Below are 17,858 nucleotides of genomic sequence, written 5' to 3' on the forward strand. Positions count from 1 at the left end.
TGTCGTGATCTGCAGAGTATTCCCCATTTAGGTAGTTTTATATTAGGAGGTATTTTGCTATAACAAGGATTGGTATGGATACCACTCCTCTAAACTATTAGCTCATAACAATGGATGTTGAAGCGTATGATAACAATCAACCCCTCTTTTTTCACTCTTGAAAAATGGCTTAAGCTGCTTGTAACTAGTGCTGCTTTATTACTGTTGAGTGCCTGTAGTAGCACTGATGTTCGATTAAACTTATCCGCTTCTGCAGATCTTAATAGCAATAAGTATAACGAATCTTTACCGGTAATGGTTCGGATCTATCAATTATCGGCGGTCAGTGCTTTTCGCAATGCCAGTTTTGATCAGTTATGGCAAGCCGACGAATTGGTCCTTGGCGCAGACCTTGTTGATAAACAAGCGTTCAGCGTAAAACCAAATGCCAAATTAGATTATGAATTTGTGCAAGTTGATGATGCTGAGTACATTGCCATGTTTGTTATGTTTAGAAACGCAGAACAAGACAGTTGGCGTTGGTTACATAAGCTCGATGGCGGGGTCTTGTCGTTTGATACTGAGTTTGATATTCACTTGATGAATAATAAAATTTATTATGCGGATAACTAATTTACCTACCTACAAAGCAAGCAGATAATCAAAAGGGTACGTCATCTTAAGTCAGAATCCGCTTTTCGCTGATAACCTTAGCGCCGATCTCGGGTTGAGGTTATTAAGTGGTTATTTAATCCGTCATAATCGGAACAAATCTCTTCTTCCCTTGATATTATCTCTGTTGATAACTAGACTAGCGGACTATTTCAATTTTAAGTTCGATTTTAAGGTACCTTCATGCAGGTTTCAGATTTCAATTTTAGTCTTCCTGACGAGTTAATTGCGCGTTATCCGAAAGCGGATCGCCGTTCAAGCCGTCTACTCCAATTAAACGGTAACAGCGGTGAGCTTGTTGATAAGCAGTTCGCAGACATTCTTGATTTAGTTGAAGCTGGCGATCTGATGGTATTTAACAATACCCGTGTTATCCCTGCGCGTATGTATGGTCAAAAAGCTTCAGGCGGTAAAATCGAAGTACTTGTTGAACGTGTTATTGGCGATCATTCAGTATTAGCACACGTACGTTCATCAAAATCACCGAAAGTCGGTGCGCAACTTATCTTAGAAGGCACGGTAAATGCTGAAATGGTTGCGCGTCATGATGCGTTATTCGAACTTAAGTTCTTAGACGAGCGTCATGTACTGGAAGTATTAGAAGACATTGGTCATATGCCACTGCCGCCTTATATTGACCGTCCAGATGAAGATTCAGATAAAGAACGTTACCAAACTGTTTACAACGAAAAACCGGGTGCAGTAGCGGCGCCTACAGCAGGTTTACACTTTGATGAAGCATTGTTAGCGCAATTAGCTGAAAAAGGCGTAAACACCGCGTTTGTAACGCTGCACGTGGGTGCGGGTACGTTCCAACCAGTACGTGTTGATAATATTCTCGATCACCATATGCATTCTGAATATGCTGAAGTGTCTGAAGACGTTGTGGCTAAAATTGCTGCGACTAAAGCCAATGGCGGTCGCGTGATTGCAGTGGGTACTACGTCAGTACGTTCGTTAGAAAGTGCCGCGCAAGCAACCATGGCAAAAGGCCTACCGCTAGCGCCATTTTTTGAAGACACGGAAATCTTTATTTATCCTGGTTATAAGTTCCAACTTGTTGATGCCATGGTAACGAATTTCCATTTACCTGAATCAACCCTTATTATGTTGTTATCTGCATTCGCTGGTTATGACCATGTGATGCCAGCTTATCAACATGCTATTACTGAGAAATACCGTTTCTTCAGTTATGGCGATGCGATGTTTGTGACCAAGCAGACTGCAGTATAAATTTAATTAGTAGTGGGCTAGTGCTTATTAGCTTACTGCTAGTTTATTAACGATAAACAACGACGATAACGTATGTTGTTTGAATTTTTTGAAAGAAGTAATGTCAGACTGTTTCTCTGACTTGAGGTTTATATGAAGTTAAAATACGAATTAGATAAAACGATTGGTAATGCACGTCGTGGTCGTTTGATCTTTGAACGTGGTGTTGTTGAAACGCCTGCATTCATGCCAGTAGGTACTTACGGTACAGTTAAAGGTATGACACCAGAAGAAGTTGACGATACTGGCGCAGATATTCTGTTAGGTAATACTTTCCATTTATGGCTACGTCCTGGTCAAGAAGTGATGAAACTGCACGGTGGTTTACATAACTTCATGAACTGGCAGGGTCCTATCCTGACTGACTCAGGCGGTTTCCAAGTATTCAGCCTCGGTAAAATGCGTAAAATTACTGAAGCGGGTGTGCATTTCCGTCATCCGATTAATGGCAGCAAGATCTTCTTAGACCCAGAAACATCGATGGAAATCCAAGATGACTTGGGTTCTGACGTGGTGATGATTTTTGACGAATGTACGCCATACCCAGCGACTGAGTCAGAAGCTGAAAAATCAATGAGCATGTCATTACGTTGGGCACAACGTTCACGTGATCACTTTGATAAGTTAGAAAATAAAAATAACTTGTTTGGTATTATTCAAGGTGGTGTTTACGAGCATTTACGTGATATTTCTGTAAAAGGCTTATTAGACATCGGCTTTGACGGTTATGCTGTTGGTGGCCTAGCTGTAGGTGAGCCGAAAGAAGACATGCACCGTATTCTTGAGCACACTTGCCCACAAATTCCAGAAGACAAACCACGTTACCTTATGGGCGTTGGTAAACCTGAAGATTTGGTTGAAGGTGTTCGTCGTGGTGTGGATATGTTTGACTGTGTTATGCCAACGCGTAATGCCCGTAATGGTCACTTATTCACAAGTGAAGGCGTTATTAAGATCCGTAATGCTAAGCATAAAACAGATACCAGTACGCTTGACCCTGAATGTGATTGCTACACATGTAAGAACTACACACGTTCTTACCTGAACCATTTAGACAAATGTAACGAGATCTTAGGCGCACGTTTAAACACTATGCATAACTTACGTTATTACCAGAATCTGATGCAAGGTATCCGTGACGCAATTGATTCTGATACGTTTGAGCAGTTTGTTACCGACTTCTATACTAAACAAGGCCGTGAAGTGCCGCCTTTAGCGAAGTCTGACGCTTAATTATTAAGCAAACACTAACCTGATAGTCGATCTAAGTTTGGTAAACCTTTCTCATTAGTAGTAATGTAATGTGATTGGTTTATCATATCAATATTAAAATTTATAAAGGGAAATAAAAATGAGTTTTTTCATTGCAAATGCAGTTGCTGCTGAAGGTATTCCAACTCCAGCTGGTGGTGGTTACGAAATGTTGATCATGTTAGGTATTTTTGGTGTGATCTTTTACTTCATGATCTATCGCCCACAAGCGAAACGTCAAAAAGAACAGAAGAGCCTAATGTCATCGTTGTCAAAAGGTGAAGAAGTACTTACTGTTGGTGGCATCGTAGGTAGAATAACAAAGATTTCTGAAGGTAATGATTACATTGTGATCTCGATTGCTGATGCAACAAATATCACGATTAAACGTGATTACATTGCCGCTGTATTACCAAAAGGTAGCATGCAGTCGCTTTAATCTTTTCCGTATCCCAGTAAGGTAATATTTTGTTAAATAAATATCCTCTGTGGAAGTATCTAATGGTGATCGCTACGATCGCCATTTGTTTACTCTATGCCACACCGAATCTATACGGGGAAGACCCCGCTGTTCAAGTTTCTGCTGCACGTGGTGCTGCTATTGAAGTCTCAACACTCGATAAAGTAAAAGCAGAACTCGATAAACAAGCCATTTCTTATAAAAGTGTTTCATTAGAACAAAACCAAGTATTAATTCGCTTAACTGATAGCGAACAGCAATTACTTGCTAGTGAAGTATTAAAAGAGCAACTTGGTCAAACCTTCATTGTCGCTTTAAACCTTGCCCCTGCAACCCCGGACTGGCTACAAAGCATTGGCGCTGAACCACTAAAATTAGGTCTTGATTTACGTGGTGGTGTTCACTTCTTACTTGAAGTTGATATGCAAGAAGCGTTAGTGAAAGCTGAAGATCAAATGTTACAAGACTTCCGTACCGATTTACGTGAAGAAAAGCTGCGTTATACCGCAGTGCGTAAAGACAGTAACGGTGTGACAGTGCGTTTCCGTGATGCTGAAACTCGCGATAAAGCAGAACAATTCCTTAAAACTAAATATCCAGACCTACTGTTAAATGACAGCGAAAATAATGGTCAATTTAGTGTATCGGCAAAAATGACTGAAGCAAAACTTGCTGAAATCAAAGAATATGCCCTGCAACAAAACATCACTATTATCCGTAACCGTGTAAACCAATTAGGTGTAGCTGAGCCGCTAGTTCAGCGCCAAGGTGCAGACCGCATTGTGGTTGAATTACCGGGTGTTCAGGACACTGCTGGTGCTAAAGAAATCTTAGGTGCAACGGCAACCCTAGAATTCCGCTTAGTTGATAATAAAGCGGATCCTTATAGTACTCGTGTACCTGCTGGTAGTAAAAAATACACTACGCGTGACGGTCGTCCAGTTGTTCTGAAGAAACAAGTTATCTTAACGGGTAACCACATCACAGGTGCAACATCGAGCTTAGATGAGTTTAGTCGTTCACAGGTAAATATCGATCTTGATTCGCAAGGCGGCAGTAAAATGTCTCGTGCGACGAAGAAAGCAATCGGCACATCAATGGCAACGGTATTCATTGAATACAAGCCAACGGGTGAGAAAACCGCTGATGGCAAATCTAAACTGCAGAAAATGGAAGAAGTAATTAACGTTGCTACTATTCAAGCGCAATTAGGTCGTAGTTTCCGAATTACAGGTTTAGACAGTAGCAACGAAGCTAAAAACTTGGCGTTATTATTACGTGCAGGTGCGTTAGTTGCGCCAGTGCAAATCGTAGAAGAACGTACCATTGGTCCTAGCTTAGGTAAGCAAAATATCGAAAACGGCTTAGCAGCGATGATTTATGGCATGATTGCAATCGTTATCTTTATGGCTATTTACTATCGTAAATTTGGTCTGGTTGCTAACGTTGCCTTGTCTGCAAACATCATCATGATCATTGGTATTATGTCGATGATCCCTGGTGCGACAATGACGCTACCTGGTATTGCCGGTATCGTATTAACCATTGGTATGGCTGTCGATGCCAACGTATTGGTATTTGAACGTATCCGTGAAGAGCTTAAAGAAGGCTGTAGTGTTCAGCAAGCGATTCATCGTGGTTATGATAATGCATTATCTACCATTGCCGATGCGAATATTACTACGCTATTAACCGCAATCATCTTGTTTGCTGTTGGTACGGGCGCGATTAAAGGTTTCGCTATTACGCTAGCAATTGGTATTGCCGCTTCTATGTTTACTTCAATCATTGGTACACGTGCAATCGTGAACTTCCTTTGGGGTAATAAAAAGATCGATAAACTTTCAATCTAAGGGGATTAATTATGTTTGAAATTATTAAAACAGAACGCACGATCCACTTTATGAAAATGGCTAAACCGGCGTTTATATTATCTGCGCTATTAGTTCTTTTATCGATATCTTCAATTGCTATTAAAGGCATTAATTGGGGTCTTGATTTCACCGGTGGTACGGTGATCGAAGTAGGTTATGACAAACCAGCGGATCTTGAAGTGATTCGTCCGTTGTTAGCAGCTGAAGGCTTTAGTGATGCGGTTATTCAACATTTCGGCTCAAGCCGTGATGTATTGATCCGTATCGCTCCACGTGAAGGTGTGGACAGTGCTCACCTTGGTAGTCAAATGCTGACTGCATTACAAGGTTACGATAAAAGCGTAGAAATGCGTCGTATCGAGTTTGTTGGTCCCAACGTCGGTGATGAATTAACCGAGCAGGGTGGCCTAGCGCTGATTGCGGCGTTAATTTGTATCCTACTTTATGTTGGTGTACGTTTTGAATGGCGTTTAGCTTCTGGTGCGGTAGCAGCATTGGCACATGACGTTATCATCACACTTGGTATCTTCTCGGCGTTAGAGATTGAATTTGATTTAACTATTTTAGCGGCGCTATTGACCGTTATTGGTTATTCATTGAATGATACTATCGTGGTATTTGACCGTATTCGTGAGAACTTCCGTCGCATGCGCATTGATGACTCTGTGGAAATCATGGATGTATCATTAACGCAGACATTATCACGTACGTTAATCACGTCAGGTACAACATTAATGGTATTAGTATCATTGTTCCTGAAAGGTGGTGCTCTGATCCACGGTTTTGCTTTAGCATTGCTAATCGGTATCGTGGTTGGTACATATTCATCGATTTACGTAGCGAGTGCATTAGCACTGAGGCTTGGCGTAACGCGTGAAACTATGTTACCACCAGTGATTGAAAAAGAAGGCGCAGACCAAGACCCAATGTCGTAAGCCTTAGGGGAAACCTAGCTAACGCATTAGTCTTTTGATTGCCATAAAACCCGCCTCGTGCGGGTTTTTTTTATATTTTTAGTTATTGAATTATCAAACATAAAATGAAATTATAGTTAAGTAAAATAGTCGCTTAGTAACCACTTGGTATTAAAATGAAAAGGATAATAACATGGCTCATAGTCAACGATTTCTAGATTTATGTAACGAAGCCCGTAAAGTAGTTAAAGAATGTAGCTGTGCTGATGTGAAGCAGTGGCAAGACGAAGGTAAGCAATTTGTGCTTGTTGATGTACGTGAAGAAAGCGAATGGGCTGCAAGTCGTATCAGCGGTGCTGAATACATTGGCCGTGGTGTAATCGAGCGTGACCTAGAAGCTAAATATCCTGAGCTAGATACGTGTATCGTACTGTATTGCGGTGGCGGTTATCGCTCAGCATTATCAGCTGAGTTCATTCAACGTATGGGCTACACAGATGTTATCTCAATGGATGGCGGTATCCGTGAGTGGAAAATGAAAGGTTACCCGATTAGTTCATAATGGACATTCAATGTTGATGGCGATTGTAACAATAACAGTCGCTGTGAACTCATTTTAACGAATGTATCTATCGCTTGTTATCTGCAGAGGATTGTATGGTTAAGGTTAAAGTTTGGGACGGATTTATTCGTGGCTATCACTGGTTACAAGTCAGCTTGTTATTCGGATTATGGTATTGCGCTGATAACGATGAAATGGAATGGCACTTTGTATTTGGTTATGCCTTACTTGCGCTTTGGATTACGCGATTTATTTGGGGCTTGATTGGCAGTGATACCGCTAAATTCAGTTATTTTATAAAAACACCAAAAGCGCTAATTGGCTACCTTAAAGATAATAATAAATTTGATCGCGTTAAATTTGGCCATAATCCTGCTGGTGCCTGCATGGTGGTGTTATTTTTAGCCTTGCTTGCGACTCAATTATTTAGTGGGCTAAGTGCCAGCGATGACATTTTATCAGAAGGGCCATTGGCGCAATATTTTTCTGCTGATACGGTGAGCTTCTTGACCTGGTTACATCACGTAAACTTTGATGTGTTACTTTGGGCAATCGGTCTGCATGTGATTGCTATCATGGCTTACAAATTAAAAAAACAGCCATTAGTAAAAGCCATGTTCACTGGCGTTGCTGAATACCCATTAGTGAACTCTATTGCCCACCCCAAAATACTGAATGGTTTAGTGGCTTGGGCTATCTACGCTGGTATTGCTGGTGTCGTTTGGTGGCAATGGGGACATGAAAACTTCGGTTACTTATTGTATTGATGACTTTATTGAACTGTAGTATTGAACCGTAGATTAATGACTGGTTTAAAACATAAAATATAAAGCATAAAATTAATATCTGCAGACATTAAGGTTAAATAGTTAGCCTTAATGTCTGAATCTTTTAACTAGGTAGCACTATTACACCAGTTAAAAGTCATTCTTTGTTATCCCCTCTATACTCATTTTCATACGTAACCTTTATCTATAACTATCTGATATATATTGAATACCAAAAATTCATGGAGTAGAAATAATGATAGATGAAATTCAGTTTTATGAACCTAATGATGATTTCGGATTCTTGTCAAATTTAGCCTTGGCCCCGATCAAGGTGGAAGGGGTTGAATGGCCAAGCAGTGAACATTTTTATCAAGCGCAAAAGTTTAACGACCCGCAATTACAACGTTTAATCCGCCAAGCACCGACTCCTGATGAAGCGTTTCGCTTAAGTCGTGAATATGCACAGTTGGTAAAATCTGATTGGTTGCAGCAACGCGAGTCTATTATGCGCTATGCTGTCACCGAAAAATTTAGTCAAAATCCTTATTACGCCTATCAACTTGTCGCGACTGGAGAGCAGGTATTAACAGAGCATTCGCATAAAGATAGCTTTTGGGGGGACGGTGGTGATGGCAGTGGTCGCAATGAACTTGGCCAAATATTGATGGCAGTACGTAGTGATTTAATCGAGCAGGAACCTTATAACCTGATCACCTATGTTGATAGCGCCAAACTACCAACCCAATTTGGCATGTTCCAGATGAACGGCTTTATAGAAAGATCGACAGGTAAAGAACACCTTGCTTTAGTGTATGGAACATTGGATCCCAGTGAACCCGTTCTAATCCGTTTACATTCTGAATGCTTAACCGGAGATGCGTTATTTAGCGCGCGTTGTGATTGTGGCTTTCAATTAGCCAAAGCAATGCAAAACATTGTCGAGAAAGGCAGTGGTGTGATCCTTTACTTACGTCAAGAAGGACGTGGTATCGGCTTGTTAAATAAGATAAGAGCTTATCATTTACAAGATGATGGCGCTGACACTGTTGAAGCCAATGAGCGTCTAGGCTTTGCTGCAGACATGCGAGATTACACCTTCTGCAAAGGCATGCTTGGTCACTTGAATATTAATAGTGTTAAGTTAATGACCAATAACCCTCGTAAGGTGAATGCGTTAATTAAAGCGGGAATGAATATTGCAGAGCGGGTGCCACTTCAAGAAGGTAATAACCCCCATAATCAAGGTTACCTTAAAACTAAAGCCGATAAGATGGGGCACATGTTTGCGGCTGATTTTATTAATTAGCCAGAATCATAAAGAGTATTCATATTGCGAAAAACACCAGTCAGTTTAAGTGACTGGTGTTTTTGTATCGATGTTATGGGATCAGATGTAGTGGTTAATGATGTCTGTTAACGTACCGGCATCTTCTAAGGCTGAAAGTTGTCGATTAATAAACAGTTGCAGTTCGCTATCCATATTCGGATCAAATGCAAGATAAATAGGGTAAGTTGGTATCAAGGCTGAAAAATTTTGTAAGTGATAACTGCTGAGGTCTTTAGACTGAATTTTAAGGTTGTATTTAATCCGTGATGTCATTTCGATAAAAATAGCATCGTTCGGCATTTTATCTAAGATCCTGAAAGCTGCAGCGTAGTCTTTCACTCTTAGTTCTTGAATTACGCCACTATCAATATAAGGTTGTAGCGTTGGATAATCAAAGCCATAGAGTAAAACAAATACTTTGTCTTTTATGTCGCTAATATCTGTATATGAAAAGTCTGATTTGGCATTGCTTAAGATACTGTGACTAACGGTGTAAATTGGTTTATCAGATAAGTTTTCTGCTTGGACACTGCCCCAATTTGGACTGCCGTAAGTGACCCAGTTTTTTTCTCCTCCGGCCTCTAACTTTGAAATCATCCGATTGAATGGGTAGACATGATAATTAACGGTATATTTATCCATAAATATCTTGGCAATAATGTCTGATACGATACCTGAGTGTTGCTCATCATCCGTCGTTATTTGAAATGGCATGGCTTGTTTAGCAATGACATAGTAGTTGATTGATTCTGAATTAGCTGTAAAGCTAGCAATGCAAAGCTGCAGAGTTAACATTATTGAAATAAAGCGTTTCATTTTTACTTCCTTATAGTAGTAATTCCATAGTAGTGTCTATTATTAGGTTAGTCGACGGACAACAGGATGTGAGTTTAGGGATGATTAAAGCGACGTTGCACAAAAAAAGAGTTGGTATCGCGAGGCAATTACTTGTTTCAATTATACTTATCAGCTCTATTTTTACATTACTCATTACAGGCTTGAATGTCTATCTTGATTATGAAAAAGATATCTCCTATGTTGAAACTCAGCTTGAGCAAGTAAAGCAAAGCTACTTATCGAGTTTAACGGCAAGTCTATGGATTGAAGACCGTGAGCAGCTTAAGCTGCAAGCCGAAGGTATCATGCAACTGCCCAGTGTGCATTATCTTGAGATCAAAGATGATACTGGTTTTGTACTGCAATTAGGCACGCAATTATCCGAGTATCAGTACGAAGTTTCTTGGCTTATGCAGCAAGACTTCGGTAATAAGAATTTCGATCTGGCGACTATCAAAATACAATCTGACTTGTATTCTATCTATAAAGGTTTATGGGATAAATTTGTGATGTTGTTACTATCGCAAGTCATTAAAACCTTTATTGTGGCGCTATTTATCATCTTTGTGGTGTATAAGATTGTGGTTCGGCCGTTAACTGAAATGTCAGATGCGGTGAGCAAGTTTGATCGTGACAAATTACCTCCTCCATTAGAGCTTGAACCACGTTTATTTGATGATGAAATTACCAATTTAACCACCAGTTACAACGCCTCAATTAAACAGATTCGCCATAATTATAATGAGCTTGAAGTTGCAAAGCGCCAAGCTGAAGATGCCAATTTGAAGAAAAGTGAATTTTTGGCCAATATGAGTCACGAGATCCGCACGCCAATGAATGGGGTTATTGGTACAGCATCCTTATTACAAGAAATGCCGATGGGTCGCGAGCAGAAAGAATTTGTTGATATGTTGTATTCGTCATCGATGACGTTACTTGATTTGATTAACGACATTCTGGATTTCTCGAAAATTGAATCGGGCCAATTAATACTTGCTAAAAACCCACTAAATCTGTTTGAGTTATGTAAAGAGATTGAAGGCAATTTTTCTATTATGGCAGGGCAAAAACAGATCGTGCTAGTCTGTCATATTGATGAACAAATACCTGATATGGTGCTCGGTGATATCACCCAATTACGCCAAGTATTGAATAACCTATTATCTAATGCGATCAAGTTTACATCGATAGGTTATGTGCATTTGAATATAAAATTAATGGATCGAAAAGATAATAGTGCCGGTGTTATGTTCCAGGTTATCGATAGCGGTATTGGTATTGCTGCCGAGAGCCAACAAAAAATATTTGAAAAGTTTCAGCAAGCTGATGGCAGTACAACACGTAATTACGGTGGTACTGGTCTAGGTTTAGCCATTTGTCGTAGCATTGTAAAATTAATGAATAGTGACATTCTTGTTTATAGTAAGCCTGGTAAAGGTAGCCGCTTTGAGTTTGTGGTTGAATTTGAATCTATTGACGAACTGTTGTTGGGTGCTGATTCAGAGCAAAGTCTTGCTGGATTATCTATATTGTTAGTCGATGACAGTATGTTAAATATGCGTATTACCGCGGCGCAATTACAAAATTTTGGTGCCAGAACAGCATATTGCGAAGATCCCAGTTTAAGTAAAAAAATGGTGCTGGATGCATTGGGCAGGGAAACACCTTTTGATTTAGTCATTCTTGATAAAATCATGCCACATATGGATGGTTTTACGGTCGCGAAACAATTAATTGATGAGTTTGCTGAACTCACGCCTCGGTTAATGTTGATGTCTGCAGATGCGCAGATAGGTGATGATGTATTAGCAAAACAGCTCGGCATAAAAACGTTTTTGAGTCGCCCATATAAAGCGGATACCTTAAAAGCGGTGGTACTTAGCACTATGTTGGATCAACCAGCTGAAAGCATTGATGAGATCACCAGTGTGGAAGATAAAACAGCTGCTAGCGATGTTATGAAAGTGCTCTTAGTTGAGGATACATTTATTAATCAGAAAGTGACGATTATGATGCTACAAAAGCTGGGCATTGAGGTAACGCTTGCTGAAAATGGCCAAATTGCTGTTGATTTATGTAAAGAGCAGTCGTTTAATTTGATTTTAATGGATTGCCAAATGCCGGTGCTTGATGGTTTTGAAGCAACAAAAATCATTCGTGAAAATGAAGCGGCAGATCAACATATCCCCATCATTGCGTTAACTGCGAATGTACTGCAAACCGTAAAAGATAATTGCTTTGCGGCAGGGATGGATGACTTTATGGCCAAGCCCGTTAGCAAGCAGTTACTAACGCTGATGTTACAAAAGCATTTGTCACCTTGGTTAGCGGAACGACCTTATACGCATACAGTGGTATCTGTTAATTCGGCATGAGGCAGCCTGACTGGATAGGTTTGCTATAAATGAATTATTGGTAATTACGAATAATTAAAATAAAATGCAATAAAAAAGGCGAACAATGTATATTGTTCGCTTTTTTTATTTATCCTAAGCGGTTATTTGAATTTGTAGTCGCTGTGGCAAGATTTGCAGTTTTTCGCTGTTTGGCCAAATGCTTTTTTAATGTCGCCGCGTTCACCTCTTGCAGAAACAAATGCTAAATTCTTTGTGTCAGCAGTAAACTTAGCAAACTTTTTGTCAAAACCAGCTGTATCTTTCCAAATTTCAGATTTTGCTTTGGTATTGCCTTCTTGGCTGTCAGCAGAAGCAAAACCAGCATGTGCCATTGGTACAAGATGTGATAACTGCATTGCACGTAGTTGGAACTGCGAGTCGTCCCATTGTTTTTTGCCTTTAACCATATCAGCCATATCAGAAAAGTTGATGGCGATCATCGTTAATGCTGATTGACGGTATTTAATATCTGTTTCCGCTTTATCAAACGTTGCTGCTTGCGCTGTTGAGAACATCATTAATGATGTGAGACCCGCTAATTTTAGTGTTTTGCTCCAGAACATCTTGCTTACTTCCTTTTTATGTTGGTTTAATTATACGTTTACAATCTATTATGCTCTTGATAGTAAACTATTTTTAGGATTTGGGGAATGTGATTTATTACATTGTTGAGCAAAATTTGTATGTTAAATTAATTGCTACCTAAACAGTATTCATTAGTTAAGGAAGGTATAATGCGAGCAGATTATATCATCGAACGATCACATCTCTCATTTCGGCATATTGGCACATCGCGGGCGGTATTTTTAATTTGTTTACTTTATTTACGTTCAACAGTCACGACACTCGCCAGTCAGCTACCAGTGGCGGTCTCAGCATTAGATTCAGGTATAGTTGTCGAATAATCGCTACCTAACATGGCTTAAATATACGCTATTTATAGTGGCAATCGGTATATTCCGGTTTTTTTATACAAAATATTCAATTTTTTTTTAATAAATTCATCTTTCTGCTTGAAGCTTTCAATTTCGCCCCCATATTTATTTTCAATCGCAGAGATAACCTTGCAATGTGCGGGTTGTCAGTGACAGAAAAAGTATTTCGATAGACTTGAAATTGCTTTAACTGTCACCATTTATTCTGTATCAAATTTGTAAATGAAGTATTTATTGGAGAATTACGATTATGGGTAGAATCATTGGTATCGATTTAGGTACAACTAACTCTTGTGTATCAATCTTAGATGGCGGCACTGCTCGTATCATCGAGAATGCTGAAGGTGATCGTACTACTCCATCAATCATCGCTTATAGCGCAGATGGTGAAACTTTAGTAGGTCAACCTGCAAAACGTCAAGCTGTAACTAACCCTGAAAACACGCTGTTTGCAATCAAGCGTATGATCGGCCGTCGTTTTGAAGATGAAGAAATCCAACGTGACATCAAAATCATGCCGTTCAAAATTGTTAAAGCTGACAATGGTGATGCATGGGTTGAAGCGAAAGGCCAAAAAATGGCTCCGCCACAAATTTCTGCTGAAGTTTTGAAAAAAATGAAAAAAACAGCAGAAGACTATTTAGGTGAAGCAGTAACTGAAGCGGTTATTACTGTACCTGCATACTTCAACGATTCACAACGCCAAGCAACGAAAGATGCTGGTCGTATCGCTGGTCTTGAAGTTAAACGTATTATCAACGAACCAACTGCTGCTGCATTCGCATATGGCGTAAACACAGCTAAAGGCGACAGCGTTGTTGCTGTATACGACCTTGGTGGTGGTACATTCGATATCTCTATCATCGAAATCGATGAAGTAGATGGCGAGAAGACGTTTGAAGTACTAGCAACTAACGGTGATACTCACCTAGGTGGCGAAGATTTCGATACACGTCTAATCAACTACCTAGTAGCAGAGTTCAAAAAAGAACAAAGCTTCGACCTAACGAACGATCCGCTAGCAATGCAACGTCTTAAAGAAGCTGCAGAAAAAGCGAAAATCGAACTGTCTTCAGCACAACAAACAGATGTTAACTTACCTTACATCACTGCTGATGCATCAGGTCCTAAACATTTAAACATCAAAGTTACACGTGCTAAATTAGAATCTCTAGTTGAAGACCTAGTTAAAGCAACAATTGAACCATTACGTATTGCACTACAAGATGCAGACCTAGCTGTTGGAGATATCAACGATATCATCCTAGTTGGTGGTCAAACACGTATGCCTATGGTTCAAGCTGCTGTTACTGAATTCTTCGGTAAAGAAGCACGTAAAGACGTTAACCCTGATGAAGCTGTTGCAATGGGCGCGGCGATTCAAGGTGCGGTACTTTCTGGCGACAAAACAGATGTACTTCTTCTAGACGTTACACCTCTATCTCTAGGTATTGAGACTATGGGTGGTGTTATGACTAAGCTTATCGAGAAAAACACAACTATCCCGACTAAAGCGTCACAAACATTCTCAACAGCTGAAGATAACCAAGCTGCTGTAACTGTTCACGCAATCCAAGGCGAGCGTAAACGTGCTGCAGACAACAAATCACTAGGTCAATTCAACCTAGAAGGTATCCGTCCTGCACAACGTGGTATCCCACAAATCGAAGTTGCTTTCGATATTGATGCTGATGGTATCCTACACGTATCTGCTACTGATAAAGATACTGGTAAAGAACAAAAAATCACAATCCAAGCGTCTTCTGGTCTTTCTGATGAAGAAGTAGAAGCAATGGTACGTGATGCTGAAGCAAACTCTGCTGAAGATGCTAAATTTGAAGAGCTAGTACAAGCACGTAACCAAGCTGATGCAATGGTTCACGGTACGCGTAAGCAAATCGAAGAAGCTGGCGAAGCACTACCTGCTGATGAAAAAGAAAAAATTGAAGCTGCTATTGTTGAACTAGAAGCTGCAATTAAAGGCGAAGACAAAGAAGCGATTGAAGCAAAAACTCAAACGTTGATGGAAGCCGCTCAAAAATTAATGGAAATTGCTCAACAGCAAGCTGAAGCACAGCAAGCTGGCGCTGGTTCAGAACAGTCACAAGAAAAAGATGTGGCTGGTGATGTTGTTGATGCTGAATTTGAAGAAGTAAAAGACGACAAAAAATAGTAACGCCTAAGTTATTACTTTTTAAATAGCAAAGGCGTTGGTGCTTCACCAACGCCTTTCGTATATCTAAATTATTTAAATTTAAGCTGATTATTATGTCAAAACGCGATTATTATGAAGTGCTAGGTGTATCACGCGACGCTAGCGAAAAAGATGTTAAAAAGGCCTATAAGCGCCTTGCTATGAAATATCACCCAGATAGAACCAAGGGTGATAAAGGCATGGAAGAGCAATTTAAAGAAGTTAAAGAAGCCTATGAAGTGCTTAATGACTCACAGAAAAAAGCAGCTTATGACCAATATGGCCATGCCGGTGTAAATCAACAAGGTGGTGGTCACGGTGGTCACGGTGACTTTGGTGATGTATTCGGCGATGTATTCGGTGACATCTTTGGCGGTGGCGGCGGCCGTGGTCGTCAACAGCGTGCTGCACGTGGTAGTGATCTGCGTTATAACATGGAACTTACGCTTGAAGAAGCGGTTCGTGGCGTAAGCAAAACGATTCGTATCCCAAGCCAATGTCACTGTGAAGTGTGTAATGGTTCAGGTGCTAAAACAGGTACTAAAGCCGCAACTTGTAGCACTTGTCATGGCCAAGGCCAAGTACAAATGCGTCAAGGTTTCTTTGCGGTAAACCAAGCATGCCCAACCTGTCATGGTAAAGGCAAAATCATTAAAGATCCTTGCCGTAAGTGTCACGGTGAAGGCCGTTACGAACGCAGCAAAGATCTAAAAGTAACCATCCCTGCGGGTGTTGATACGGGCGATCGTATTCGTTTAACTGGCGAAGGCGAAGCTGGCGATGTTGGTGCCGGTGCTGGTGATCTATATGTTCAAGTAAGTGTGCGTCAACACGCTATCTTTGAACGTGATGGTAGCAACCTTTATTGTGAAGTGCCAATTAGCTTCACTCATGCAGCTGTTGGTGGCGAAATTGAAGTACCTACTTTAGATGGTCGCGTTAAATTAAAAGTACCCGCTGAAACTCAAACTGGTCGCATGTTCCGTTTACGCGGTAAAGGCGTTAAGTCTGTACGTGGTGGTGCTACCGGTGATCTACTGTGTAAAGTAACGCTTGAAACGCCTGTTAAATTAAACGCAGAGCAAAAAGAGTTATTACATCAGTTTGAATCATCGCTAAATAATGCATCAGCAAAGAAACATAAGCCTAAATCAGAAGGTTTCTTTGATGGTGTTAAAAGCTTCTTTGATGACCTAACTAAATAGCTACATCATATTATTGATTTAACTATGCTAAGCCGCGATTTAATCGCGGCTTTTTTATATATCCGGTTTATTCCCGTCTGCCTCTTAATTAACCTAAATACCTCTTAATAGTAGTAAATTGTTGATGTGTGATTGATTACACAGATATAACTCAGCTCAATATCATTATATTTTATAAACTACTACTATAAATATTTTATAAAATTATCATCAATTAGTTTGCTGTTATTTAACGGTCATGGAGGTTAAATGTATTACGGTTTTGATATTGGCGGTACCAAGATAGAATTTTCGGTATACAACACAGCGCTTGAGTGTGTTTTCAATGAGCGGATCCCCGCACCTACTGAAGATTATGAAGAACTATTAGATGCACTCGATAGCTTTATTTTTGAAGCGGATAAACAGTTTGATTGTAAAGGCATGGTGGGTATTGGTTACCCTGGGGTGATGGATCCAGAAACGCATACCTTAGTGTGCTCTAATTTACCCAGTTTACATGGTCAAAACTTACAAATTGATTTACAGAAACGCATTGGTCGTGATGTAAAAGTGCAGAATGATGCTAACTGCTTCGCTTTGTCTGAATGTTTTAAAGGTGCGGCGGAAGATGCCGAGATCGCCATCGCGGTCACCTTAGGTACTGGCTTGGGTGGTGCAATCTGTATTAATAAAACGATTTTGTCTGGACATAACTTTGGCGCTGGTGAGTTTGGTCATATGGCGATCCCGGGCACTATGTTGCAGCGTTATCCTGAACTGCCATTGACTCATTGTGGTTGCGGTGGCCATTCTTGTTTAGAGACCTATTGCTCTGGCACTGGTCTTGCGGCGTTATATAAGCATTACAAAATTCATATCGATGGAACATGCACTGAAGAACAGGCGTTAAAAGGCCCAGATATTATTGCTGCCTACGAAGCGAATGAAACTGTTGCTGTGAAAACTATCACGGTATTTTTAGATATTTTAGCGGCAGCACTCGGCAGTCTTATCATGATCCTCGATCCGAATGTCGTGGTGTTTGGTGGCGGCTTGGCGCGTTTTGAGGCCTTGTATTCGCAACTGCCTGAAAAGATAAAGGCTTATGTATTTGATAATATGAAGTTACCACAATTAAAACTCGCTGAGTTTGGTGGTGAAGGTGGTGTGCGTGGCGCAGCACTGTTGAATTATAAATAACCGTTTTGGCATGGAAGTATGGGGGAAC

Annotated in this window: 16 protein-coding genes; 14 read left to right on the plus strand and 2 right to left on the minus strand. The window is 40.3% G+C overall.

Annotated elements, in window-relative coordinates; all coding sequences use genetic code 11:
• Positions 1 to 126 precede the first annotated feature (126 nt).
• From tssJ to ribA, 9 genes are all read left to right on the plus strand, one after another.
• Positions 127 to 612, plus strand: a complete 486-nt coding sequence (gene tssJ / locus CXF93_RS20995) for a type VI secretion system lipoprotein TssJ (protein ID WP_232784283.1) — start codon at positions 127 to 129, stop codon at positions 610 to 612.
• Positions 613 to 834: 222 nt separating this feature from the next.
• Complete coding sequence (gene queA, locus CXF93_RS21000) at positions 835 to 1,884, plus strand: tRNA preQ1(34) S-adenosylmethionine ribosyltransferase-isomerase QueA (RefSeq protein WP_101064453.1); 1,050 nt, start codon at positions 835 to 837, stop codon at positions 1,882 to 1,884.
• Between the two features lie 132 nt (positions 1,885 to 2,016).
• Positions 2,017 to 3,156, plus strand: coding sequence for a tRNA guanosine(34) transglycosylase Tgt (gene tgt, locus CXF93_RS21005; protein WP_101064454.1), 1,140 nt, complete (start codon positions 2,017 to 2,019; stop codon positions 3,154 to 3,156).
• Positions 3,157 to 3,274: 118 nt separating this feature from the next.
• On the plus strand, positions 3,275 to 3,613 hold the full coding sequence (yajC, locus tag CXF93_RS21010; RefSeq protein ID WP_101064455.1) for a preprotein translocase subunit YajC: 339 nt from the start codon (positions 3,275 to 3,277) through the stop codon (positions 3,611 to 3,613).
• A gap of 29 nt (positions 3,614 to 3,642) precedes the next feature.
• Entirely contained in the window at positions 3,643 to 5,487 is a 1,845-nt protein-coding gene (secD, locus tag CXF93_RS21015) for a protein translocase subunit SecD (protein WP_101064456.1), read from the plus strand.
• Between the two features lie 11 nt (positions 5,488 to 5,498).
• Positions 5,499 to 6,443 (plus strand): protein translocase subunit SecF, encoded by a 945-nt coding sequence (secF, locus tag CXF93_RS21020; protein ID WP_101064457.1) that lies wholly within the window; start codon positions 5,499 to 5,501, stop codon positions 6,441 to 6,443.
• Positions 6,444 to 6,615: 172 nt separating this feature from the next.
• Entirely contained in the window at positions 6,616 to 6,984 is a 369-nt protein-coding gene (locus tag CXF93_RS21025; RefSeq protein WP_101064458.1) for a rhodanese-like domain-containing protein, read from the plus strand.
• A gap of 95 nt (positions 6,985 to 7,079) precedes the next feature.
• Complete coding sequence (locus CXF93_RS21030; protein ID WP_101064459.1) at positions 7,080 to 7,751, plus strand: cytochrome b/b6 domain-containing protein; 672 nt, start codon at positions 7,080 to 7,082, stop codon at positions 7,749 to 7,751.
• 256 nt (positions 7,752 to 8,007) lie between these two features.
• Positions 8,008 to 9,060: a GTP cyclohydrolase II gene (gene ribA, locus CXF93_RS21035; protein ID WP_101064460.1), complete on the plus strand. Its 1,053-nt coding sequence runs from the start codon at positions 8,008 to 8,010 to the stop codon at positions 9,058 to 9,060.
• An 81-nt stretch (positions 9,061 to 9,141) separates the two neighbouring features.
• Here ribA and CXF93_RS21040 read toward each other — a convergent pair whose 3' ends face one another.
• Positions 9,142 to 9,897: a transporter substrate-binding domain-containing protein gene (locus tag CXF93_RS21040; protein ID WP_101064461.1), complete on the minus strand. Its 756-nt coding sequence runs from the start codon at positions 9,895 to 9,897 to the stop codon at positions 9,142 to 9,144.
• Positions 9,898 to 9,965: 68 nt separating this feature from the next.
• Between CXF93_RS21040 and CXF93_RS21045 the strand changes: the two genes are divergently transcribed.
• A complete protein-coding gene (locus CXF93_RS21045; protein WP_232784284.1) occupies positions 9,966 to 12,293 on the plus strand; it encodes a response regulator in 2,328 nt (775 codons plus the stop codon).
• A 122-nt stretch (positions 12,294 to 12,415) separates the two neighbouring features.
• Here CXF93_RS21045 and CXF93_RS21050 read toward each other — a convergent pair whose 3' ends face one another.
• Positions 12,416 to 12,877 carry a cytochrome c gene (locus CXF93_RS21050; RefSeq protein ID WP_101064463.1) on the minus strand — a complete coding sequence of 154 codons (462 nt, stop codon included), beginning with the start codon at positions 12,875 to 12,877 and terminating at the stop codon, positions 12,416 to 12,418.
• A 171-nt stretch (positions 12,878 to 13,048) separates the two neighbouring features.
• Here CXF93_RS21050 and CXF93_RS22010 point away from each other — a divergent pair, with 171 nt between their 5' ends.
• The 4 genes from CXF93_RS22010 (at position 13,049) to CXF93_RS21065 (ending at position 17,830) form a co-directional block, all read left to right on the plus strand.
• A complete protein-coding gene (locus tag CXF93_RS22010) occupies positions 13,049 to 13,219 on the plus strand; it encodes a hypothetical protein (RefSeq protein ID WP_157824469.1) in 171 nt (56 codons plus the stop codon).
• Positions 13,220 to 13,499: 280 nt separating this feature from the next.
• Positions 13,500 to 15,422 (plus strand): molecular chaperone DnaK, encoded by a 1,923-nt coding sequence (gene dnaK, locus CXF93_RS21055; RefSeq protein ID WP_101064464.1) that lies wholly within the window; start codon positions 13,500 to 13,502, stop codon positions 15,420 to 15,422.
• A gap of 95 nt (positions 15,423 to 15,517) precedes the next feature.
• On the plus strand, positions 15,518 to 16,648 hold the full coding sequence (gene dnaJ / locus CXF93_RS21060; RefSeq protein ID WP_101064465.1) for a molecular chaperone DnaJ: 1,131 nt from the start codon (positions 15,518 to 15,520) through the stop codon (positions 16,646 to 16,648).
• Between the two features lie 249 nt (positions 16,649 to 16,897).
• Positions 16,898 to 17,830, plus strand: a complete 933-nt coding sequence (locus CXF93_RS21065) for an ROK family protein (protein WP_101064466.1) — start codon at positions 16,898 to 16,900, stop codon at positions 17,828 to 17,830.
• Positions 17,831 to 17,858 lie beyond the last annotated feature (28 nt).

It is taken from the genome of Moritella sp. Urea-trap-13 (genome assembly GCF_002836355.1).
Taxonomy (GTDB): Bacteria; Pseudomonadota; Gammaproteobacteria; order Enterobacterales; family Moritellaceae; genus Moritella.